The following is a 21,342-nucleotide window of genomic DNA, read 5'->3' on the forward strand; positions in this document are numbered from 1 at the left end:
ATGAATGAATGGTTTGAAAAAATTGCAAATGGGATCATGATTTTACGAAAAATCGGAAAAGGGGTCTCCAACTTGCCTGATTATGAAGCGTATGTGAATCATTTGAAGACACATCATCCTGAAATCACGCCACCTTCGGAAAAGGAATTTTTCAAGGAGTATTTGGAAAAGAAATATGGTGCGTCAGCACAGCGATGTTGTTAACCGATAAAAAGTACAGGTTGCACTTTAATACAGAGATGAGCGTACTTTTTACGCCCATCTCTCTTTTTGTTATGATTAAAATGAGGTGATGCAGGTGGCTGTCATTACGAAAATCACAACGCAAAAAAAGAATAAGGATCGTTTTAATATATATATCGATAAGGGTTCAGGGGAAGAGTTTTGGGCCAGTGTGGACGCCGATGTACTTATTGCATTTCAATTAAAAAAAGGACGTCAGCTACCCGAGGATGAGCAAGCTGCCATTCTTTCTGAAGATCATAAAAAACAGGCATTTAATAAAGCGTTAAACTACCTCTCTTATCGAATGAGGGCAGTTAAAGAAATAAAAGATTATTTAAAGAAAAATGAGTATCCCAGTGAGGTAATTGATAGCGTTATCGATAAATTATCCAGTTACGGCTATGTTGATGATACAGAATTCGCTAAAATGTTTGTACGGAGCCGAAAAAATACCACAACAAAGGGACCGCTCGTCATCCGTCAGGAACTGCACGCAAAAGGTGTAAGTTCTGGTGACATTCAAAAAGGTCTTAACGAATATCCGCTGCAGGAACAAATTGAGGCGGCAAAGAAATTTGCAGAAAAAAAAGCAATGCATAAAAATCGCGCATCGCAAAAAGAACAAAAACAAAAGATAGCAACCCAATTAATGCAAAAGGGGTTTTCAAAAGAAGTTATTGAGGAAGCACTCCGTGAAGTATCTTTTAGCAGTAGTGAAGAGGAAGAAAGGGATGCGCTTATTCACCAGGCGCGAAAAGCTCATCGGAAATATAAAAAATATGCCGGCTTTGATTATGAAAGACGGATGAAACAATATTTATATGCAAAAGGATTTTCTTTTTCATTAATTGAGGAAATTATGCATTCAGAAGATCTCGAGCAATAAAAAATGAAATGCCTGTGAACTTATCATCATTGTTGTATACTTGTAATGGAAGTGCAATTATAGAAAAAGGTGAATAGAGTGGAAAAACGTTATAGTGAAATGACGAATTACGAATTGAATATAGAAATTTCTGCATTGCAGCAAAAAATGCAAAAAGCCGAGCAAATGGGAATGGTAAATGAATTTGCAGTATATGAAAGGAAAATGGCGGTTGCTAAATCCTATTTGCTCGATCCTAAAAATTTTAAACCAGGTCAAACGTATACGATCGAAGGGGACCCTGGTTCAACGTTTGAAATTCTTTATATGAATGGCATTTTTGCCTGGGGCTACCGCAATCATTCAACCGAACTAGAAGCTTTCCCGATTTCATTATTAAAGCCTGAGTAAATTGAATAGAGAAGCGAAACCCGCTTCTCTATCCGGCACTAAGAACGCTTACGTGTTTCAATTTCAAGCACATAGTTGTTTAGCGCTTGCTGGGTTTCCCCGCACACTTGATTATAGGCATGCTTTGGATTCGCCCGCGGCGAGTGAAACGGGTCCTGGTAATGTGCATTGTAAAGGTTCGGCTTAAAATAATCCTTTTTATTCATTTCATTACCCCCCAGTAGAAAATTGATAACCGTAAGAGTTACTGTTCATCTCGGTGTTGATTGGACATAAACATTCGCTCCATTGGATGGTCGCGAATTGTTCCATCTGGCCGTTTCGAAGAAAATTCTTCTTTTGCTCTCGGCTCACCTGAGAAGGAGATCCGATTCGGAAAGTTTTTTGCTTTATTGCGCATAAGTAACCTCCTTTAAATCGGTTCTCTTTTAGTATGAGTTCGGAAAAATACCTTTATGTGAAGGGAAATGAGCAAAATAATGGCTGTACATGAACAAATTTGCTAATCAATTTTTAAGCTGCCAGAGACGTCTCGGCAGCTTATTCATCGCTTAAATATTTCCGGGATTAAAATCCATTTTTTTCTTTAACCGTTCTTTATTATAAACCCAGCCAGTAAAGGATGTTATAATATTGAGGTCCTCATCCAATTGGACAATCGCGGAAAATGGGTAATGTCCTTTACTCCGGTAACGCAAATCGATAAACCGCACTTCGTATCCATACCGGTTTTTTTTCATTTCCCAACGGTATATTGGAGAGAAGGAAAGAAAGGCTGATATGTTTTTATCGCGTTTGGCTGCCTCAATAATTTCCGAATCGGGAACAGGAATGCGATCAAACGTATCAAGAATATGAACCTGTCCTTTTTTTATGTTTCCTACAATAAATTGATGATCGGTTTTTAAAGCCAAATGGTACCGGTCCCAGCTCATCGTCGGTGAAGCGATAATTTCAGTAACATCTGGTATTGCTTTTTTAACCAATAAGTTGACGGTATGGCGATGATAGATGCGCCAAATATAATAGCCCGCTAAAATAATATAAATGACTAAAAATGTTACTCCAGGATTAAACCTAAAGTACCAGAGAACGAGCCCGATGCAGTGCATAAGAAAAATGAACGGGTCGAATATATTAATTACCCCTAATGCTACCCACCTTTTTGAAAAAGGGGAAAGCGCCTGTGTTCCGTATGCATTAAAAATATCGACAAAAACATGGATGAACACGGCGATCTGTGTCCACAGCCATAAATGAAAACCGTTAATTTCCGGAACGAATAAATAAATAATTAATGAAATAATGGCGGGCCAAAAAAACAAGGCTGGAACAGAATGAGTAATGCCACGATGGTGGCGCAAATAAAGGGCATTATTTTTTAATTTTAATATAGTATCGAAATCAGGAGCCTGGGAACCGATTATTGTACCAATGAGCACACTATGAACCATTATAGGGTCTGAAGCAACAACCGGGTCGAGCATGGCCAAACCGCCTAATCCAAGGCCCATGACGATGTGAGTTCCAGTATCCAAGTGGGAAAACCTCCTTACTAATGGATGAAAAAAGATAACAACTAATTGGAGGACGATATGAAACAACCTGTTACTGTTTTTATTGAGTATAAAATAAATAAAGACATTATAAAACTTTATGAGAAAAATATGAAAGTTGTGATTCGTGAATTACAAAATCTAGGTGCCACTCACCTGTCCTGGCTAAAAGCAGCCGATCAAGAAAATTTATATGTTGAAAGCTTTACTGTTCATTCTATATCTTTATATCAGTCGATTAAAGAAAAAAGAACGAATCCGAGTCACCCCATCTTCGGAATGCTTGAAGAATGCATTGAAGGCGGTTTGAAAAAGTTACATTGCTGGGCATTCGAACCATTAAATGTGGAGGAAATACATTGAAACAACAAGTCCGTTCACCATATTTAAACGATTTCGAAATCGAACGTTTTCAGTCAGATTTAATTGATTGGTATAAAGAAAATCATCGAAAGCTTCCATGGCGTAAGACGCGTGACCCATATAAAATCTGGGTTTCAGAAGTAATGCTTCAACAAACCCGTGTAGATACAGTCATCCCTTATTTTAATCACTTTATCGATCAATTTCCGACTCTTCGTTCTCTCGCCGAAGCAGATGAAGAAAAAGTATTAAAAGCATGGGAGGGTCTTGGTTATTATTCCCGTATTCGAAATTTACAAACGGCAGTAAAAGAAGTGTGTGAAAACTATAATGGCCAGGTACCCAATACATCTAAGGAAATTTCAAAATTAAAAGGTGTTGGACCTTATACGGCGGGTGCCATATTAAGTATCGCATACAATGTGCCGGCTCCTGCGGTTGATGGAAATGTTATGCGGGTTCTCTCTCGTATTTTATTCATTAAAGAGGATATTGCGAAAGCGAAAACAAGAACGATTTTTGAGGAAGCGGCAAGTGAGATGATTTCTATAAGTGATCCTTCGTCATTTAACCAGGCGTTAATGGAGCTCGGGGCTTTAATTTGTACACCGAAGTCCCCTGCCTGTCTCATATGTCCTGTTCAACATTATTGTAGAGCTTTTTCTGAAGGATTGCAAAATGATCTGCCAATTAAGAAAAAGAAATTAAAAATAAAAGAAATAGATATTGGCGCAATTATATTGCGAAACAAACAAGGGCAATATTTAATTCATAAACGGCCTAATGAAGGCTTGCTTGCTAACCTCTGGGAATTTCCCAATACCCCGCTTTTAAAAAGAGGGAAAGGATCGAAGGAGGAAATTGCCCGTTTCCTTGAAAAAGAGTGGGGAATACAGGCGAAAATCGGGGATTATATTAGCAATCTCGACCATGTCTTTTCTCATTTGAAGTGGAACATTCAAATTTTTGAAGGGGAATTGTTAAGTTCTTTTGAGAGCAATGAACGGACAAAGCTTGTGACACTTGAGGAAATGGAGGCTTATCCATTCCCTGTCTCGCATCAAAAAATCAGAAAACTCGCGATTGAAGTCGTTAAAGAAACGCCTTAACGTTTCTCTAATGACTTCAATCCTCCGCGGGATTTAATTTCTTCAATAATGTCATTACGGATGGTTGTTCCTTCAGCGTTTAAAAAGGGAGTCATTTGTTGTAGCGAATGATGGTAAAAGCGAAGCTCATCGTCTGTCCAATCTTTGATTGATATCATGCCTAATTCGGTCATGTCTCTTTTGTTATCCATTCGAAAGAACCTCCTCGTGAGTCCTATTTTTCAACAAAAGGAAGAATCTTATTCCAAATTTTATTAATATTATTCCGGAAAAATAAATGTATCCTTTCGCCTAAATCGGGTTACATTAATTGTCGTGGAGGTGATTCTAATGGACAAAAAGCAACAAGCTAAAAACGCTGCTGGAACTAACGCACAACAAGTTCGCCAACAAAATGCTCAATCTCAACAAGCGGGTGCTGGAGCTGGTGCGTTCGGTACTGAATTTGCGAGCGAAACAAACGTTCAAAAAGTTCGTCAACAAAACGCACAGTCTCAACAAAAGAAAACACAACAATAACCTCTATCTATCGATGTCCCTTGCCAAACGCGGCAGGGGGCATTTTGGTTTGTATAGAACGAGAAAATTGGCAATTCGCCAATTTTAATGGTTCCCAAGCTTCGTGATTCTCACCTCAACAAAATTGCTTTACCCATTAAGCACAGACGGGCATACTACATAAGGATAAAAAATAGGCGGCAGCTTTTTTCAGAAACAGGGACACTATCATTTCCAAACAATTCTTAAAACGATATAATATAGGAGAGAAAATAAATTTGGATGAAGGTTGGGTTATTGTCGGCAGGAATGACACAACAAATTTTAATTAGATCTACGAAGCTGGTGAACCTATAAGTAAAATAATTAATGAAAGGAGATCAGTTAATATTGGTAAGCCTGGCTTCCGGAATTCTAAAGAAAGGAGAGGCGTATGAGTTTTCCTAAAACCGGAAGTGTCATTAACATCCAAAGTTATAAACATAACGGATTAATCCATCGTAACTGGGAAGATACAGTAGTGTTAAAAGGGACCTCTAATGTGGTAATCGCCGGAAATGATCGAATCATTGTCACTGAAGCGGACGGCCGACAATGGCGAACGAGGGAACCTGCCATCTGTTATTTTAATGCCCATCAGTGGTTTAATATACTTGGTATGCTTCGGGAAGACGGCATATATTATTATTGCAATCTCGGTTCCCCTTTTATGTGGGATGAAGAAGCATTGAAATACATTGATTACGACCTGGATGTCAAAGTTTTTCCTGACATGTCTTATATCTTATTAGACGAAGATGAATATAATTTGCATAGTCGATTGATGAAATATCCACCGGAACTGGATTCAATTATCCGCAAAAATTTAAAAGAGTTAATCTCCATGATTACCCAGAGGAAAGGGCCGTTTGAACCCGGTTTTATTGAGCAGTGGTACGAGCGTTATTTAGAATACAGATAGAAAAGAGGATGTTCAAAAAGTCCGGGAAACATTGCCTACGAATTTCTGCGTCAGCGCGGCTCTAGCTCCTCACGTATTATGCGAGTGTGTTCCGCTGTGCCTGCGTCTACGAGCATTGCTCTGTAGTAGGCTTCCTCGGCACAAGGCTGGATAGAAGTAATTTCTTCGTGGTAGCCTTGCTCGTAGGCTACGCTTCCTTGAACTTCTTGGCCCTGTTTGTCCTCCTTTTTGAACAATACTTAAAATGTAAACCTGTTGGATAAGCGCCTTCAACAGGTTTTGCTTATACGCCCGGATAGTCAAATTGGCAATTTCGCCAGTTTGACTATTTCTCTCTTCTACTATGGCGTCTTAGAAAGACAGGTGAACAACTATGAGCAGCATAAGAAGATATCTTACATTTGTTAAACCGTACATAAAGCAAATTATTTTAACGGTTATTATAGGAGTTATAAAATTTGGGATCCCATTATTGATCCCGCTTATTTTAAAATATGTCGTCGATCATATTGTGACCCCGGCGGATTTAACGACGGGTGAACGAATTCATAGGCTTTTATATGTCATGGCCGGTGCATTTTTTATTTTTGTTGTGCTCAGGCCGCCAATCGAATATTTCCGCCAATATTTTGCCCAATGGGTCGGAAACAAAATTTTATATGACATACGGGATAAGCTATTTGATCATATTCAAAAATTAAGCTTAAAATATTACGCTAACCATAAATCAGGTGAAGTGATTTCAAGGGTTATTAATGACGTTGAACAAACAAAGAGTTTTGTCATTGATGGATTAATGAACATTTGGCTCGATATGTTTACGGTCGCCATCACCATCATCATTATGTGGTCAATGGATTTCTGGCTGACGGTTGTTGCGCTTTTAATGCTTCCGGTCTATGCGGTTTGTGTTAAAGTCTTTTACGGTGGCCTGCGGAAATTAACGAGGGAACGATCACAGGCGCTTGCAGAAGTTCAAGGGCACCTGCATGAGAGAGTGAACGGAATTTCTGTCATCCGCAGCTTCGCATTAGAGGAGCATGAGCAACATCAATTTGATAAGCGGAACTCGAATTTTTTAAAAAAGGCGTTAACGCAAACCGCCTGGAACGCAAAGACATTTTCCGTTATTAATACGGTCACCGACATTTCTCCGCTTCTCGTAATCGGGTTTGCCGGGTTTCGAGCAATTGAAGGCGCGATTACGCTCGGGTCGCTCGTCGCTTTTGTCGGTTATTTAGACCGGCTCTATAATCCGCTTAGAAGGCTAGCTACTTCATCAACGACATTAACCCAGTCAATCGCATCAATGGATCGCGTGTTTGAATTTATGGATGAAAAATATGACATTGTCGATAAGCCGAATGCGGAAACATTAGAATCGGTGAAAGGTGAAATTACGTTTGAAAACGTCTCGTTTCGTTACAACGAATCTGAAGCCAACGTTCTTGAACATATCAATTTAACGGCCAGGCAGGGCGAAACGATCGCGCTTGTCGGAATGAGCGGCGGGGGGAAATCGTCACTTGTCGGACTCATACCTCGCTTTTACGATGTAACCGAAGGAAGAATATTGCTTGATGGCAAAGATATTCGCAACTTTAAAGCAAGAAGCCTGCGCAATCATATAGGGATGGTGCTGCAGGATAATATTTTGTTTAGTGAATCAGTACGGTCCAATATATTAATGGGGAAACCTTCTGCGAGTGAAGAAGAAATGATCGAGGCTGCCAAAGCGGCGAATGCGCATGACTTTATAATGGGATTGCCGCAAGGGTATGATACGCAAATTGGAGAGCGCGGCGTAAAGCTTTCCGGCGGGCAAAAGCAACGTCTTGCTATTAGCCGCGTGTTTTTAAAAAACCCTCCCATTCTTATATTGGATGAGGCAACATCGGCACTTGATTTAGAAAGTGAACATCTTATTCAAGAGTCACTTGAAAAATTAGCGAAAAATAGAACGACATTCATCGTCGCGCATCGGCTGGCGACCATTACACATGCTGACCGGATTGTCGTCATTGAACATGGTAAAATCGTCGAAACGGGAACACATCAACAATTAATGCAAAAAAAGGGAACCTATTATAACTTATTCTCTGTACAGCAATTAGATCAAGTTTAAGCAGACCGGAAAGAATGATTTCTTTCCGGTCTTTTTTAATCAAGGACTAATTGAATAGGCCTTTTTAACTATTATTAAAATATTTGCAAAATTTTTTATTGTCAATCGACAAAAATAATGTCATAATTCCCATAGAGTTGTCATTTATCATCATGAGAGGAAAGGAGTGAGTAGGAGGGTGAGGAATCCTGTATTAAAGGTGAAAGACCTGCGAACGTCCTTTTTAACAGACGACGGCGAAATCCCTGCTGTCAATGGGATAAGTTTTGAAGTGAACCCTGGTGAAGTGCTTGGCATTGTCGGTGAATCAGGTTGTGGAAAAAGCGTTACCTCTTTATCTATCATGGGACTTGTTCCAACACCTCCTGGCAAAATACAAGGGGAAATTTTGTATAACAACGAAAATCTTATACGTGCTTCAGAAAAAAGAATGCGTCAAATTCGCGGCAATGACATAGCGATGATCTTTCAAGAGCCAATGACAAGCTTAAACCCTGTTTTCACAATAGGAAATCAATTAATAGAAGCAATACGAATACATAAAAAATGGCCAAAAAATAAAGCGAAAATGCGCGCGATCGAAATATTAAAACAAGTCGGCCTGCCCAGGGCGGAAGAATTAATGAATGAATATCCGCATCAACTTTCAGGCGGAATGAGACAACGGGTCATGATCGCAATGGCCATGGTTTGCGAGCCGAAATTGCTCATTGCAGATGAACCGACGACAGCTCTTGATGTGACGATTCAAGCGCAAATCCTCGATCTTATGAAACGGCTCAATAAGGAAACTGATACAGCTATTATGATGATCACCCATGATCTCGGTGTAGTTGCCCAGATGTGCGAGCGGATTGTCGTCATGTATGCGGGGGAAGTGGTCGAAGAAGCGGATGTTAAAACTATTTTCAAACATCCGAAACATCCTTATACCGTTGGCTTAATTCAATCGGTTCCGGATATGCGTTTGAAGAAGGACCGGCTATATTCCATTCCGGGAAATGTGCCAAAGCCGGGTTCCACCAAAACAGGATGCCAGTTTGCTCCCCGGTGCCCACATAGAAATGAGCGATGTCTGGCCGAAACGCCCCCTTTAGATACGTTGGAAACCGGCCAGAAAGTACGATGCTGGCTTTACCAGGAAGGAAAGGGGGTCGAAGCCATTGGCAGAGCCGTTGGTAAAGGTTGAAAATTTAAAAAAACATTTCCCGGTAAACGGCGGGATTTTTGGTAAAAAAATTGGGGAAGTGAAAGCAGTAGACGGCGTTTCATTTTTTATCAATAAAGGGGAAACGCTGGGGCTTGTTGGAGAAAGTGGTTGCGGAAAATCAACCACCGGCCGGATGTTGCTTCGGCTTTTAGAACCGAGTGAAGGAAGCATTTACTTTGAAGGAAGAGACATTACGAAGCTGTCAAAAGGGGAACTGCGCAAAATCCGGCGCGAAATGCAAATGGTGTTTCAAGATCCGTTTGCATCGCTTAATCCCCGGCATACGGTTGAGAAAATTCTTGAGGAGCCGCTTATTGTTCATGGAATGAAAAGCTCAGCCGAACGAAAGAAAAGGGTTCGCGAACTGCTAGAGATTGTCGGATTAAACAGTTATCATGCGAAACGTTATCCACACCAATTTAGTGGAGGACAGCGCCAGCGGATCGGCATTGCAAGAGCGCTTGCTGTCAATCCGAAGCTGATTATTGCTGATGAACCGGTCTCTGCACTTGACGTTTCGATTCAATCACAAGTTTTAAATTTACTACAAGATTTGCAAGAAGAATTTGACCTTACTTATTTATTTATCGCCCATGACCTTGGCGTCGTCCGCCATATCAGTGATCGGGTCGGTGTCATGTATTTAGGAAGAATTGTTGAACTCTCTGATAGTGAACCATTGTATGAAAATCCGAAACATCCGTACACGAAAGCGTTGCTATCTGCAGTGCCAATTCCTGATGTGGAACATCAGTCGGAGCGTGTCATTCTTCAAGGAGATGTTCCAAGTCCTTCGAATCCGCCAAAAGGCTGTCCATTCCATACCCGTTGCCCTCAGGCAATGGAAGAATGTGCAAATAAGCAACCTTTATTTAAAGAAGTGGAGAAAGGCCATTACGTAGCCTGTCATCTTTATAAATGACAGCACGTTCAATACATATGGCAAATGTTATTTTTTCAAAAAGCAGTACTAAGGGGGAAAAAGCATGAAGAAAACCTGGTCAATCGCTTTTGTTATCATTCTCACTCTTTCGTTAGCGCTTACCGGCTGCAGCTCTTCGAAAAAGAATGGAGCAAGCGGCGGCAATGACGATGGCGGTGGTGGAACACTCATTTATGCCCGCGGCGGTGACTCTGTGAAACTGGATCCGGCGACAGTAACCGATGGAGAGTCGTTTATCGCAACTGCTCAAGTAACGGAGACGCTTGTTGACTATGACAAAGAGAGTACAAAAGTTGTCCCGGGCCTTGCGAAGTCATGGGAAATGTCGAAAGATGGAAAGACGTATACGTTCCATTTAGAAAAAGGCGTAAAATTCCATGATGGAACGCCATTTAATGCAGATGCGGTTGTCTATAATTTTAACCGCTGGTTTAAAAGTAAAGATGCAAAAACATTTGCTTATTTTAAATCTCAATTTAGCGGCTTTGAAGGAGAAAAAGAAGCTGTTATTAAAGAAGTTAAAGCAATCGATGACAATACCGTTCAATTTACGTTAAATCGTCCGCAAGCGCCATTCTTGAAAAATTTGGCGATGTCGCCATTTGCTATATCCTCTCCAGCGGCTATTAAAAAATACGGCGATAAGTATATTGAACATCCTGTCGGCACAGGTCCATTCGTTTTTAAAGAATGGAAGCGAAACGACACGATTACATTAGAGAAAAATAAAGATTACTGGAAAAAAGGCCTTCCAAAACTTGATAAAGTGATCATTAAAGTAATCAAAGATAACTCTGCACGCTTAAACGCTTTAGTTAAAGGAGAAGTTGATTTAATTGATGGCGTGAACCCGAGCGAAGTCGATAAGGTAAAATCCAATAGCAAGCTTCAACTTTTTGAGCGCCCGCCAATGAACATTGGCTATCTCGGCTTTAATGTGGAAAAGAAACCGTTTAACAACAAAAAAGTTCGCCAGGCGCTTAGTTATGCAATAAACAAGAAAGAAATCGTTAAAAACTTCTATGAAGGCACGGCAGAGCCTGCAAAAAATCCAATGCCGCCAACAATTGCCGGATACAATGACAGCATCCAGGATTACGATCTTGATCTTGATAAAGCGAAAAAACTACTTAAAGAAGCTGGCTACCCGAATGGATTTAAAATGGATCTCTGGGCGATGCCTGTACCGCGCCCCTATATGCCAAACGGGCAAAAAGTGGCTGAAGCGATTCAAAGCGATTTCGCCAAAATTGGCGTAAAAGCAAAGATCGTTACAATGGAATGGGCGACTTATTTAGATAAGCTTCAAGATGGTCAAGCGCCAATGTTTATGCTCGGCTGGACAGGTGATAACGGGGATGCGGATAACTTCTTATATGCACTACTAGATAAAGACAGCATCGGTTCAAATAACTATTCCCGTTACAAAAACGAAGAAGTCCATAAGCTATTGCTTCAAGCGCAAACGGAAACGGATGAAGCAAAACGAAATGACATTTATAAAAAAGTTCAAGAAATCATTCATGATGACGCACCGTGGGTTCCGCTTGCCCACTCAAAACCTCAGTTGGCAGGCAAAAGCACAATTAAAGGATTCTTCCCGCATCCTACAGGTACACAATCTTTTGCTGACGTCACGATTGAATAAGGTTACAAAGGGGAGTTTCTGAAACTCCCCTTTGTAAATTTAAATCATAATTGTTCTTACACCAAGAAAGAGGTGATGGAGATGTTGACATACACGATCCGGAGGCTGGTCACGCTCATTCCTGTGTTGTTTGGCATGATTTTAATCGTTTTTTCTTTAATTCATGCCATTCCTGGGAATCCGGCGAAAGTCATTTTAGGACAGCAAGCAACAAAAGAAGCGGTAGCGGCACTCTCTAAGGACTTAGGACTGGACAAACCAATACATATACAATTTATTGATTACATTAAGCAATTACTTCACGGTGATTTAGGTGAATCCATTCGGACGAAAGCACCGATTAGTGAGGAAATATGGCCATATTTGGCGGCAACGATTGAGCTGTCAATCGTTGCGATGATTATTGCAATAGTTATTGGTGTAAATGCAGGCATTATTTCGGCCTGGTTTCAAAATTCATGGTTTGACTATATTGCGATGCTTCTTGCTTTAATTGGCGTTTCGATGCCAATTTTTTGGCTCGGCTTAATGGAACAATATACGTTCGCGATTCATTGGGATCTGCTCCCGACGACCGGAAGGGATAATATACGGGATCCGGTTGAAGCGATCACTCATCTCTATTTGTTAGATACGTTACTTCAAGGTCGATTTGATCAATTTATTGAAGTGATTAAACATTTGATTTTGCCTGGTTTTGCCCTCGGAACAATACCGATGGCGATTATTGCCCGGATTACACGTTCCAGTATGCTTGAGGTAATGCGTTCTGATTATATCCGTACAGCACGGGCAAAAGGTTTAGGTTCCTTTTGGGTGGTGTACAAGCATTCGTTGAAAAATGCCCTTATACCTGTCATTACAGTCATTGGCCTACAAACGGGATTGCTTCTTGGCGGAGCGATTTTAACGGAAACGATTTTCGGTTGGCCCGGTATCGGCAGTTATATTTATGAGGCCATCCAAAATCGGGATTATCCTGTTATTCAATCTGGGATACTCGTTATTGCATCTATTTTTGTATTAATTAATCTCGTGGTGGACCTGTTATATGCAGCCATTGATCCACGTATTAAATATCGATAGGAGAGATGATAGATGGCAGAATTAGCGACAAATACCCCTCCTAGCAGCCCGGAAGTGACACCGGAAAATGAAAAAGTGATTTCGCCATGGAAAGAAGCCTGGAAAACGTTTAGGAAAAATAAAATCGCCCTTTTCGGCCTCGGCATTGTAGTATTTTTTATTTTATTAGCGATATTTGCAGATAGCATCGCTCCTTATGAAATGAACGGGCAAAAATTAGCGGACAAACATTTAGCCCCATCGAGCGAGCATTGGTTTGGTACGGATGACTTTGGCCGGGATATTTTGACCCGTGTCATTTATGGTGCCCGCATCTCATTATGGGTTGGGTTTGTATCCGTTTCAGGTTCCATCATCATCGGATCTTTGTTAGGAATTGTAGCTGGATATTATGGACGTTGGATCGATGGCATCATCTCTCGAATATTTGATATTTTATTAGCCTTTCCGAGCATTTTATTAGCCATTGCCGTTGTGGCGATACTCGGTCCATCTTTGCAAAACGCACTCATTGCCATTGCGATTATTAACGTACCGACTTTCGGGCGGCTCATTCGCTCAAGAGTCCTATCTGTAAAGGAGGAAGAATATATTACAGCGGCAAGAGCGATTGGGATGAGTGATATGCGCATTTTATTTCACCATGTCCTGCCGAACAGCATGGCGCCCATTATTGTCCAGGGTTCCCTTGCAATTGCGACAGCGATTATTGAGGCAGCCGCCCTCGGGTTCCTTGGTCTCGGTGCACAGGCGCCAACTCCCGAATGGGGGAAAATGCTGGCTGATTCGAAAGATTTTCTTACAGACGCTCCGTGGACGTTGTTTTTTCCCGGTTTAGCCATTATGCTTACGGTTCTTGGCTTTAACTTAATAGGTGACGGCTTGCGTGATGCACTTGATCCGCGAATGAAAAATTAAAAAAAGCAGCCTGGAGAGGCTGCTTTTTGGATTATTCCGCGTTTGTTAATTTCACTTTGTTTTCTGACGTATGGTAAGTTTTAAAGCTTTCGATCAATCGATTTAAATGGTCAATCTGGTCACTATAATCAATGATTAAAGCAAAGACAGGGAAGAGCTGGATCCACAATTCGTTTTTTGGCATATGATAATGTTTCATAAAGACTTCCATCAACTCATGCTTATTTTCACAAAAGTCCTCGGTTTTATGGAGTTCAGAATCGATCCGAATTTTATTTGTGTATTTTAATAACGTTTGTTCATGGTAATTTGTTAAACAATCCAACTGGCTTTGGATGAATTGCTGAAGTTCATCAGGCATCTGATACAGTTCATTTTCATGCCGATGCAAACTTTTTAGCAGTTCAAATGCTTTTCTTGTTGTATAAATCATTTGCCGGTAAATGACGAGTTTACGGCCTTTTTTATGTTGATTTTTCCTGAAATAAGTTCTGTCTTCTTTATACAGCAAATAAAATTGATCGATTTTAATGCTGTTTTCTTTAAAAGTCCCGATTTCATCCTTAATTACGCTATGTTCGGGCGCATGCCGCATCATGATCCTTATCCATTTGATAATTTCGTCGGTTTGATCAGAAATGCTGTAGAACAATTTTGTTTCATATTTAGGCGGAATGAAAATTAAATTGACTAAAAACGCGGCCGCCACTCCAAGCATAATCAACAAAAATCGGTCGATGGCAAATGATATAAAGCTGCCTGTATGGCTTTCCATAATGACAATCGCGGTCACAACGGATAATGAAATTGTTTTTTCAAGTTTAAGCTTTAAGTTGACAACAATGACAACAATGACGACTAAAGCGATAACTAACGGATGGTTGCCAAGCACCAATACAAAAAGAATGGCACAAACCGCACCGATGATATTCCCCTGTGCCTGGTCTAAAATCGTTTGATACGAACGGTAAATAGAAGGTTGGATCGCAAACGTTGCCGAAATGGCGGCATAGACCGGCGGCTGAAGGTGGAAAAATACAGCCAGATAAATCGATAATGCGATTGCTACTCCCGTTTTAATGATTCGAGCTCCAAGTTTCATAAAGGAATCGATTTCCCCTCTTTTTTAAATAATCTCGAAACAATATACAATGATTTACGTTTATTATCAAGTAATATATAGAAAAAAAACCGCACAATATCATGCGGCTTTTTAAGAATCGTTTATACAAGTTTCTGAAAGGCTCGTCCGACAGCATCAATTGTATCCTGGATATCTTTTTCCGTATGTGCAGTCGTTAAAAACATTGCTTCATACTTAGAAGGGGCAAGGTTAATCCCCTCTTCAAGCATTGCCATAAAGTATTTACCGAACATTTCGCCGTCCGTGTTTTCTGCCTGCTCATAATTTTCAATTGGCTGATTTGTAAAATAAACGGTTAAGGCTCCTTTTAAGCGATTGATCGTAATCGGTATGTTATAGTTTTTCGCGTGATTTAAAATCCCTTCTTCTAACATTTTGCCAAGTGCATCGAGCCGGTCATACACTCCTTTTTCTTGCAATACTTCAAGACAGGCAATTCCCGCAGAGATCGACGCCGGGTTTCCCGCCATTGTCCCTGCTTGATAGGCAGGACCTAGCGGTGCAACCTTTTCCATAATTTCTTTTCGACCGCCGTATGCCCCGATCGGGAGACCACCACCGATAATTTTTCCAAGAGCCGTCATATCAGGCTTTATGCCAAGCAGATCCTGGGCTCCGCCGTACGTAAAACGAAACGCGGTAATGACTTCATCATAAATGACGAGAGCGCCAGCGTTGTGGGTAATTTCGTTAACGGCTTCTAAAAATCCTTCTTTCGGCTCCACAATTCCGAAGTTGCCGACAATCGGTTCAACAAGCACGGCTGCTACTTGGTCGCCCCATTTTTCCATTGCAGCGCGGTAAGCATCAATATCGTTAAAAGGAACAGTAATAACTTCCTGGGCGATGCTTTTTGGAACGCCTGCAGAATCCGGTGTTCCAAGTGTAGAAGGACCAGAACCTGCGGCAACGAGAACAAGATCGGAATGGCCGTGATAACATCCCGCAAACTTAATGATTTTATCTCTCCCAGTATAGGCACGCGCCACACGAATGGTCGTCATGACCGCTTCGGTTCCTGAGTTTACAAAGCGCACTTTATCCATCGAAGGAATGGCTTCTTTTAACATTTTGGCAAATTTAATTTCAAGGTCCGTCGGTGTTCCGTATAATGTGCCATTCTCAGCCGCTTTAGTGATTGCTTTTGTGATGTGAGGATGCGCATGGCCCGTAATGATTGGCCCATACGCCGCTAAATAATCTATGTATTTGTTCCCATCTACATCCCAAAAGTAAGCCCCTTCAGCCCGTTCCATAAATGTGGGAGCTCCTCCGCCAACCGCTTTATACGAGCGGGAAGGACTGTTCACTCCGCCAACAATATGCTCTAATGCTTCTTTATATAAGATTTCTGACCGTTTTCGATTCATATAAAACTCCTCCTATCTTTATCAGTATTGTAGCACTATTTGATGAACTGGTGAGAGCAAGACCTGTCTTAATTCAATGAAATCGAACATAAACTACTGTTAGGACAATTGGACAGCATTTTAATGAGGTGGTTCGGTGGGCAATTTTTTTTACAGCATGCTATTCATTTTTTCTGGTTTTATTGTCGTAAAAAGCTTGCATGCCTTATTTCAGCACCCGGGAATTAAACAGCAAATGATGTCTTTAAACCATCTTTTTGTACTTCTGTTAGTTTATATTAACATCATTCTTGGTTTTGGTTTAATGTATTGTTCATTATTGTTTATGAATTACCATGTATTAAGTGAAAAAGGCTTTATGCTCGAAGGTGGGCTAATTAAAATGATGGAGGGGGCGATGTATTTTAGTGCGGTCACGATGCTTTCCGTTGGTTATGGAGATATTACGCCGCTTGGGGTTGGTCGATGGATTTCCATTACGGAAGCGTTAATAGGCTATTTGCTTCCTGCTGCCTTCGTCATTACATCGGTTATTGACCACCGTAAGATGAAATAGTTGTAGGAAACCGCTTGTTTGGTTACCCTTATGATAGGCAATAAAAATAGCAGGAGGGATACAAATGAGTGTTGAAACCGGAAAAAAAGCACCTGGCTTTACGGCAAAGGCAAGTAATGGGAAAGAAGTTTCCTTATCTGATTTTAAAGGGAAAAATGTTGTCCTATATTTTTACCCGAAAGATATGACCCCGGGTTGTACAACAGAGGCCTGTGATTTTAGAGATCGGCATGAAGAATTTGAACATCTTGATACGGTTATTCTCGGTGTTAGTCCGGATCCGCTAAGCTCACATGAAAAATTCATTGCAAAACATGGGTTGCCGTTTTTACTTTTAGCGGATGAAGACCATCATCTGGCTGAAATGTATGGGGTTTGGAAATTGAAGAAAAACTTTGGCAAGGAATATATGGGGATTGAACGTTCTACGTTTATTATTGATAAAGAAGGTAACCTTGTGAAGGAATACCGTAAAGTAAGAGTGAAAGACCATGTTGCCAATGCGTTGGAATACATTAAAGAAAATTTACAATAAAAAAACCGGCTTATGCCGGGCTTTTTAATGCTCAACAAGTTCTCTTACAGGTACATCCATTTCATTATCGGGTTGATCTGCTGTATATACTCTCGCTGTTTCTTTTGCTTCATCTACTGATTGCAGCCAAACGGGAGTTCCGTTATATAAAACTTCAATTTCTTTCGGTGATTCAATAATCTGTTGTGCTCTAGCAGTATTCATTTCTTTCGCTCCTTTTTTTTATTCCGTCTTAGTATGAAACATGCATAAATTCTTATACTTTGATCTAAACGAAATTTTTTACGACAAAGGCGCATGACTATACGGAATGGTTAAAAAATGCATAACTTAAAAGTACCAATAACTCTTCCAATCAATTGAGCGGGATATTCCTCCTGCTCTTTTTTTATGCTTTAAATGGACAAAAGGGTGTACAATACAAATAAAACAATTTCGTAATGGGGTGAAATAATGATTCTTTCATCTGCAAAAATCAGGAGAGACATCAGACACAAACTTTCGGAAAAGTTCCCTGATGAGACATTTATATTTTGCAATGGCATGAATGAAGCGGAGGAACATTTACTAACTGCCGAAATTTTAATTACATATGGGGAAGACTTAACAGATGAATTAATTGAAAAAGCGGCCAACTTAAAATGGATTATGGTCATTTCTGCTGGACTTGATCGAATGCCTTTTGAAGCTATTCGTAAAAAAGGTATTCTTGTAACAAATGCAAGAGGCATACATAAAACGCCGATGGCGGAATATACGATTGCGATGATGCTTCAAGTCGCCCGGCAAACGAAAGTCTTGATCGCGCATGAACAAGAAAGAATCTGGGATCGGCGTGTGAAAATGACAGAAATCTCGGGAAAAACCATTGGAATATTGGGTACTGGTGCGATTGGGTGCGAAATCGCCAGGCTTGCTAAAGCGTTTCATATGCGAACTCTCGGATTTAACAGAAGCGGTCATCAAGCGGATTTTATCGATGAAATCTATGACAAAGAAACCCTTTCGGAGCTTTTGAAAGAAAGCGATTTTTTAATTTCGGTTTTACCAGCAACACCTGAAACGTACAACTTTTTAACAATGGATCATTTCCGGCAAATGAAAGCTTCATCCGTTTTTATTAACATCGGAAGAGGAACAACGATAAATGAAGAAGATTTATTAAAAGCTTTAAAGGATGGAATGATTGCTCACGCCGTCCTGGATGTGTTCAAAAAAGAGCCACTTCATTTCGATCATCCATTTTGGAAAATGGAAAATGTAACAGTGACACCACATCTATCAGGCATCTCTCCTCAGTATCAAGAAAGAGCTATAACATTGTTCGAGGAAAATTTGAAAAAATATCGGAATGGAGAACAAAATTTCATTAACATTATTCCGCTTGAGAGAGGTTATTAAAAGCGACATATCACATACTATTATTGACAAAATAAGCATTTAACGTGTACACTATTTATAAATATTATAATGTAAGAATTTTTTTTAGAAGAGAGGTGCATGGCGATGTCTACCGCGCGTATTAATGAAGCAATCGATACATTAAAGCAGTACGGGGTTCGCATAACGCCACAACGTCATGCGATTTTGGAACATTTAATACAATCAATGTCACATCCGACGGCTGATGAAATATATAAAGCACTTGAAGGGAAATTTCCTAATATGAGTGTTGCGACCGTATATAATAATTTACGTGTGTTTAAAGAAGTAGGTCTTGTGAAGGAATTAACTTATGGTGATTCTTCAAGCCGGTTTGATTGTGTCACAACGGAACATTATCATATTATTTGTGACAACTGCGGAAAGATTGTTGACTTCCACTATCCCGGTCTTGACGAAGTGGAGGCACTGGCCGAATCGGTAACGGGGTTTGATATTGCTCATCATCGGATGGAGATCTACGGCCTGTGTCCCGATTGCCAAAAAAACAAGAAACAGTAAATAAGCTGGGCCAGTAGGAACTGGATCAGCTTATTTTTTTGCTCTTTTTTTATTATATTTTTCGTCAAATTCGAGCCCATCAAGACTTTGATCCAATGTAAGAGGCTGGTTACATGACATGCAGGCGTCCACTCGTCCAAGTACTTTTGTGACTTTATTGCAGTTTGGACAGACCACTTGAACGGCTTTCATCGAAATCATTCCGATCCAAAGATAAACGCCGGCACTTGCAAGGGTTGCTAGAAACCCGATAATCATAAATAGTGACATAATAATAAAATGCGTTCTAAAATAAAGTCCTGCATACATAATGATAATTCCGATAAATACAAGACTTAGTGCAAACGTCCGTATTTTATTTATTTTATTCGAATTCCTTATCATTTGTCTGTCCCTCCTATTTTTTTCAGTATATCATAAGAAAGGATTTCGAAAAAAAGAAAGGATTTTATGTATTGGCGTTGAAATGTATGACAGTGGATTTTGAAAACGGGAGATGACGTCATGGAAGACTTATTACGCTCACTATATCAGGAAAGAGCGAGCAATGAAGACACCCTTGGTGTGCTTCTAATTGAAAAGCATAAACCGGTAAGCCCTTTAACGGACAACTTTGATTGTGTCTTGTTCGTCATTGTTAAAAACAGCAAGGAAAAGCCGTGGACCATAAAGCATTATGAATTTGCTGATAAAATTGCGGCATTGCATATTGTAACGGAATTCCAACTGAACGAATGGCTGTTGCTCGGGACGAACCGCAGGGCTGCAGATTGGGTCATTAATGGAAAAGTTCTATTTAATCGTAACGAATATATTACAAACTTGCGCGAACGATTGAATGAATTCCCGGTTCATGAACGGACGAAGAAAATTTGTATCGAATATGGAAAGTTACTGCGCCGATTTTTCGAGGGGAAAGAGCTTTTTTCAACTGAGCAATATCTTGATGCTTTTAATAATATTCTTCATGCCTTACATCATCTGGCACGGTTAGCTGTGATCGAACATGGTTATTATCCTGAGGTAACGGTTTGGAATCAAGTAAAACTAATTGAACCACAAGTATATAAGTTATATGAAGAATTAATTACAGGAAATGAATCGATTGAAAAACGGATTGAATTAATTCTCCTCGCCAGCGAATTTTCCATTGCCTCTAAAACGAAGCTTGGGGCAAGTCATTTATTATCTGTTTTAAAAACGAGAGAAGAATGGACGTTTTCAGAACTTATGGATCACGAAGATATTGCTGAGTATGCGATTGATCTGACCGTACTATTAGAGCATTTAATTGAAAAAGGAATAGTTCATGTTATTCGCCGGGAGACAAAAGGAAAAAACCTTTATCATCGGCATTATACAGTTAACTTTTAATGGGTTTTACGAAATAGGATAAAAAAACAATCATATTTTTTCAAAAAAGATGTTGACCATCTATTTTATTCATGTTATATTACTACTTGTCGCTAAAACAACAGCGAAAAACGAATTAAAAAAAGTGGTTGACATCTTCTTTGTAAGATGTTATCCTATAAAAGTCGCCAAAACGAGCGACGGGACAAAAAACATCTTTAAATGTTCTTTGAAAACTAAACAAAAGCCAGGTAAGTCAGGGATAATAAAATCCCGTTAATTACTTTAAATGATGAGCAAGACAAACTTTATTGGAGAGTTTGATCCTGGCTCAGGACGAACGCTGGCGGCGTGCCTAATACATGCAAGTCGAGCGGACGGAAGGAGAGCTTGCTCTCTGGAAGTTAGCGGCGGACGGGTGAGTAACACGTGGGCAACCTGCCTCATAGATGGGGATAACACCGAGAAATCGGTGCTAATACCGAATAATAGAGCGGAGCGCATGCTCCGCGCTTGAAAGTC

Annotated in this window: 26 protein-coding genes and 1 rRNA gene; 19 read left to right on the top strand and 8 right to left on the bottom strand. The window is 40.2% G+C overall.

Annotated elements, in window-relative coordinates; all coding sequences use genetic code 11:
* From H538_RS0120225 to H538_RS0120235, 3 genes are all read left to right on the top strand, one after another.
* Positions 1 to 204: a YbdD/YjiX family protein gene (locus H538_RS0120225; protein WP_051291594.1), complete on the top strand. Its 204-nt coding sequence runs from the start codon at positions 1 to 3 to the stop codon at positions 202 to 204.
* Positions 205 to 298: 94 nt separating this feature from the next.
* A complete protein-coding gene (gene recX / locus H538_RS0120230) occupies positions 299 to 1,111 on the top strand; it encodes a recombination regulator RecX (protein ID WP_026679113.1) in 813 nt (270 codons plus the stop codon).
* Between the two features lie 78 nt (positions 1,112 to 1,189).
* Positions 1,190 to 1,501, top strand: coding sequence for a YfhH family protein (locus H538_RS0120235; RefSeq protein WP_026679114.1), 312 nt, complete (start codon positions 1,190 to 1,192; stop codon positions 1,499 to 1,501).
* A gap of 38 nt (positions 1,502 to 1,539) precedes the next feature.
* Here the strand turns inward: H538_RS0120235 and H538_RS25830 are convergent, their stop codons facing one another.
* The 3 genes from H538_RS25830 to H538_RS0120250 form a co-directional block, all read right to left on the bottom strand.
* Positions 1,540 to 1,707, bottom strand: a complete 168-nt coding sequence (locus H538_RS25830) for a YpzG family protein (protein ID WP_081412743.1) — start codon at positions 1,705 to 1,707, stop codon at positions 1,540 to 1,542.
* 38 nt (positions 1,708 to 1,745) lie between these two features.
* A complete protein-coding gene (sspK, locus tag H538_RS0120245; RefSeq protein ID WP_026679115.1) occupies positions 1,746 to 1,901 on the bottom strand; it encodes a small, acid-soluble spore protein K in 156 nt (51 codons plus the stop codon).
* A 151-nt stretch (positions 1,902 to 2,052) separates the two neighbouring features.
* Positions 2,053 to 3,039, bottom strand: a complete 987-nt coding sequence (locus H538_RS0120250; protein ID WP_026679116.1) for a metal-dependent hydrolase — start codon at positions 3,037 to 3,039, stop codon at positions 2,053 to 2,055.
* A gap of 57 nt (positions 3,040 to 3,096) precedes the next feature.
* Between H538_RS0120250 and H538_RS0120255 the strand changes: the two genes are divergently transcribed.
* Positions 3,097 to 3,420: a hypothetical protein gene (locus H538_RS0120255; RefSeq protein WP_026679117.1), complete on the top strand. Its 324-nt coding sequence runs from the start codon at positions 3,097 to 3,099 to the stop codon at positions 3,418 to 3,420.
* The gene (mutY, locus tag H538_RS0120260) at positions 3,417 to 4,529 is read left to right on the top strand and encodes an A/G-specific adenine glycosylase (protein ID WP_026679118.1); all 1,113 of its coding nucleotides are present in this window, start codon (positions 3,417 to 3,419) and stop codon (positions 4,527 to 4,529) included. The genes H538_RS0120255 and mutY overlap by 4 nt, the downstream gene beginning before the upstream one ends.
* Here the strand turns inward: mutY and H538_RS0120265 are convergent.
* On the bottom strand, positions 4,526 to 4,720 hold the full coding sequence (locus tag H538_RS0120265; protein WP_026679119.1) for a hypothetical protein: 195 nt from the start codon (positions 4,718 to 4,720) through the stop codon (positions 4,526 to 4,528). The genes mutY and H538_RS0120265 overlap by 4 nt on opposite strands.
* Before the next feature lie 139 nt (positions 4,721 to 4,859).
* Between H538_RS0120265 and H538_RS0120270 the strand changes: the two genes are divergently transcribed.
* The 8 genes from H538_RS0120270 (at position 4,860) to H538_RS0120310 (ending at position 13,918) form a co-directional block, all read left to right on the top strand.
* Positions 4,860 to 5,048: a gamma-type small acid-soluble spore protein gene (locus H538_RS0120270; RefSeq protein ID WP_026679120.1), complete on the top strand. Its 189-nt coding sequence runs from the start codon at positions 4,860 to 4,862 to the stop codon at positions 5,046 to 5,048.
* 412 nt (positions 5,049 to 5,460) lie between these two features.
* Positions 5,461 to 5,988 (top strand): nucleoside tri-diphosphate phosphatase, encoded by a 528-nt coding sequence (gene ntdP / locus H538_RS0120275; RefSeq protein ID WP_026679121.1) that lies wholly within the window; start codon positions 5,461 to 5,463, stop codon positions 5,986 to 5,988.
* A gap of 373 nt (positions 5,989 to 6,361) precedes the next feature.
* Entirely contained in the window at positions 6,362 to 8,113 is a 1,752-nt protein-coding gene (locus tag H538_RS0120285) for an ABC transporter ATP-binding protein (protein WP_026679123.1), read from the top strand.
* A 178-nt stretch (positions 8,114 to 8,291) separates the two neighbouring features.
* Positions 8,292 to 9,302 (top strand): ABC transporter ATP-binding protein, encoded by a 1,011-nt coding sequence (locus H538_RS0120290; protein WP_026679137.1) that lies wholly within the window; start codon positions 8,292 to 8,294, stop codon positions 9,300 to 9,302.
* A complete protein-coding gene (locus tag H538_RS0120295) occupies positions 9,277 to 10,245 on the top strand; it encodes an ABC transporter ATP-binding protein (protein ID WP_026679124.1) in 969 nt (322 codons plus the stop codon). Before H538_RS0120290 ends, H538_RS0120295 begins: the two co-directional genes overlap by 26 nt.
* Before the next feature lie 64 nt (positions 10,246 to 10,309).
* On the top strand, positions 10,310 to 11,914 hold the full coding sequence (locus H538_RS0120300) for an ABC transporter substrate-binding protein (protein ID WP_026679125.1): 1,605 nt from the start codon (positions 10,310 to 10,312) through the stop codon (positions 11,912 to 11,914).
* An 81-nt stretch (positions 11,915 to 11,995) separates the two neighbouring features.
* Positions 11,996 to 13,000 (top strand): ABC transporter permease, encoded by a 1,005-nt coding sequence (locus H538_RS0120305; protein ID WP_026679126.1) that lies wholly within the window; start codon positions 11,996 to 11,998, stop codon positions 12,998 to 13,000.
* Between the two features lie 12 nt (positions 13,001 to 13,012).
* Entirely contained in the window at positions 13,013 to 13,918 is a 906-nt protein-coding gene (locus tag H538_RS0120310; protein WP_026679127.1) for an ABC transporter permease, read from the top strand.
* A gap of 31 nt (positions 13,919 to 13,949) precedes the next feature.
* On the opposite strand, the gene H538_RS0120315 is transcribed toward H538_RS0120310, so the two are convergent.
* Entirely contained in the window at positions 13,950 to 15,020 is a 1,071-nt protein-coding gene (locus tag H538_RS0120315; protein ID WP_026679128.1) for an FUSC family protein, read from the bottom strand.
* Between the two features lie 122 nt (positions 15,021 to 15,142).
* On the bottom strand, positions 15,143 to 16,432 hold the full coding sequence (locus H538_RS0120320) for a glutamate-1-semialdehyde 2,1-aminomutase (RefSeq protein WP_026679129.1): 1,290 nt from the start codon (positions 16,430 to 16,432) through the stop codon (positions 15,143 to 15,145).
* Positions 16,433 to 16,568: 136 nt separating this feature from the next.
* Between H538_RS0120320 and H538_RS0120325 the strand changes: the two genes are divergently transcribed.
* Entirely contained in the window at positions 16,569 to 16,988 is a 420-nt protein-coding gene (locus tag H538_RS0120325) for a potassium channel family protein (RefSeq protein WP_051291596.1), read from the top strand.
* A 64-nt stretch (positions 16,989 to 17,052) separates the two neighbouring features.
* On the top strand, positions 17,053 to 17,523 hold the full coding sequence (gene bcp / locus H538_RS0120330) for a thioredoxin-dependent thiol peroxidase (protein WP_026679131.1): 471 nt from the start codon (positions 17,053 to 17,055) through the stop codon (positions 17,521 to 17,523).
* Between the two features lie 24 nt (positions 17,524 to 17,547).
* Here bcp and H538_RS0120335 read toward each other — a convergent pair whose 3' ends face one another.
* The gene (locus tag H538_RS0120335) at positions 17,548 to 17,727 is read right to left on the bottom strand and encodes an H-type small acid-soluble spore protein (protein WP_026679132.1); all 180 of its coding nucleotides are present in this window, start codon (positions 17,725 to 17,727) and stop codon (positions 17,548 to 17,550) included.
* Positions 17,728 to 17,976: 249 nt separating this feature from the next.
* Here H538_RS0120335 and H538_RS0120340 point away from each other — a divergent pair, with 249 nt between their 5' ends.
* Positions 17,977 to 18,924 (top strand): D-2-hydroxyacid dehydrogenase, encoded by a 948-nt coding sequence (locus tag H538_RS0120340; protein ID WP_322786423.1) that lies wholly within the window; start codon positions 17,977 to 17,979, stop codon positions 18,922 to 18,924.
* Positions 18,925 to 19,029: 105 nt separating this feature from the next.
* A complete protein-coding gene (perR, locus tag H538_RS0120345) occupies positions 19,030 to 19,467 on the top strand; it encodes a peroxide-responsive transcriptional repressor PerR (protein WP_245595287.1) in 438 nt (145 codons plus the stop codon).
* A 30-nt stretch (positions 19,468 to 19,497) separates the two neighbouring features.
* On the opposite strand, the gene H538_RS0120350 is transcribed toward perR, so the two are convergent.
* The gene (locus tag H538_RS0120350) at positions 19,498 to 19,851 is read right to left on the bottom strand and encodes a YgzB family protein (RefSeq protein WP_026679135.1); all 354 of its coding nucleotides are present in this window, start codon (positions 19,849 to 19,851) and stop codon (positions 19,498 to 19,500) included.
* A gap of 120 nt (positions 19,852 to 19,971) precedes the next feature.
* On the opposite strand from H538_RS0120350, the gene H538_RS0120355 reads away from it, so the two are divergent.
* The gene (locus tag H538_RS0120355; RefSeq protein WP_026679136.1) at positions 19,972 to 20,841 is read left to right on the top strand and encodes a nucleotidyltransferase-like protein; all 870 of its coding nucleotides are present in this window, start codon (positions 19,972 to 19,974) and stop codon (positions 20,839 to 20,841) included.
* Between the two features lie 287 nt (positions 20,842 to 21,128).
* A 16S ribosomal RNA gene (locus H538_RS0120360) occupies positions 21,129 to 21,342 on the top strand; the annotation flags it as partial.

It is taken from the genome of Fictibacillus gelatini DSM 15865, from assembly GCF_000430745.1.
GTDB lineage: Bacteria > Bacillota > Bacilli > Bacillales > Fictibacillaceae > Fictibacillus_A > Fictibacillus_A gelatini.

Coding starts and splice junctions, on each gene's coding strand:
- H538_RS0120225 (WP_051291594.1), top strand. CDS start 1: ATGAATGAATGGTTTGAAAAAATTGCAAATGGGATCATGATTTTACGA.
- H538_RS25830 (WP_081412743.1), bottom strand. CDS start 1,707: ATGAATAAAAAGGATTATTTTAAGCCGAACCTTTACAATGCACATTAC.
- sspK (WP_026679115.1), bottom strand. CDS start 1,901: ATGCGCAATAAAGCAAAAAACTTTCCGAATCGGATCTCCTTCTCAGGT.
- H538_RS0120255 (WP_026679117.1), top strand. CDS start 3,097: ATGAAACAACCTGTTACTGTTTTTATTGAGTATAAAATAAATAAAGAC.
- H538_RS0120265 (WP_026679119.1), bottom strand. CDS start 4,720: ATGGATAACAAAAGAGACATGACCGAATTAGGCATGATATCAATCAAA.
- H538_RS0120270 (WP_026679120.1), top strand. CDS start 4,860: ATGGACAAAAAGCAACAAGCTAAAAACGCTGCTGGAACTAACGCACAA.
- ntdP (WP_026679121.1), top strand. CDS start 5,461: ATGAGTTTTCCTAAAACCGGAAGTGTCATTAACATCCAAAGTTATAAA.
- H538_RS0120285 (WP_026679123.1), top strand. CDS start 6,362: ATGAGCAGCATAAGAAGATATCTTACATTTGTTAAACCGTACATAAAG.
- H538_RS0120300 (WP_026679125.1), top strand. CDS start 10,310: ATGAAGAAAACCTGGTCAATCGCTTTTGTTATCATTCTCACTCTTTCG.
- H538_RS0120305 (WP_026679126.1), top strand. CDS start 11,996: ATGTTGACATACACGATCCGGAGGCTGGTCACGCTCATTCCTGTGTTG.
- H538_RS0120310 (WP_026679127.1), top strand. CDS start 13,013: ATGGCAGAATTAGCGACAAATACCCCTCCTAGCAGCCCGGAAGTGACA.
- H538_RS0120315 (WP_026679128.1), bottom strand. CDS start 15,020: ATGAAACTTGGAGCTCGAATCATTAAAACGGGAGTAGCAATCGCATTA.
- H538_RS0120320 (WP_026679129.1), bottom strand. CDS start 16,432: ATGAATCGAAAACGGTCAGAAATCTTATATAAAGAAGCATTAGAGCAT.
- bcp (WP_026679131.1), top strand. CDS start 17,053: ATGAGTGTTGAAACCGGAAAAAAAGCACCTGGCTTTACGGCAAAGGCA.
- H538_RS0120335 (WP_026679132.1), bottom strand. CDS start 17,727: ATGAATACTGCTAGAGCACAACAGATTATTGAATCACCGAAAGAAATT.
- H538_RS0120340 (WP_322786423.1), top strand. CDS start 17,977: ATGATTCTTTCATCTGCAAAAATCAGGAGAGACATCAGACACAAACTT.
- perR (WP_245595287.1), top strand. CDS start 19,030: ATGTCTACCGCGCGTATTAATGAAGCAATCGATACATTAAAGCAGTAC.
- H538_RS0120350 (WP_026679135.1), bottom strand. CDS start 19,851: ATGATAAGGAATTCGAATAAAATAAATAAAATACGGACGTTTGCACTA.
- H538_RS0120355 (WP_026679136.1), top strand. CDS start 19,972: ATGGAAGACTTATTACGCTCACTATATCAGGAAAGAGCGAGCAATGAA.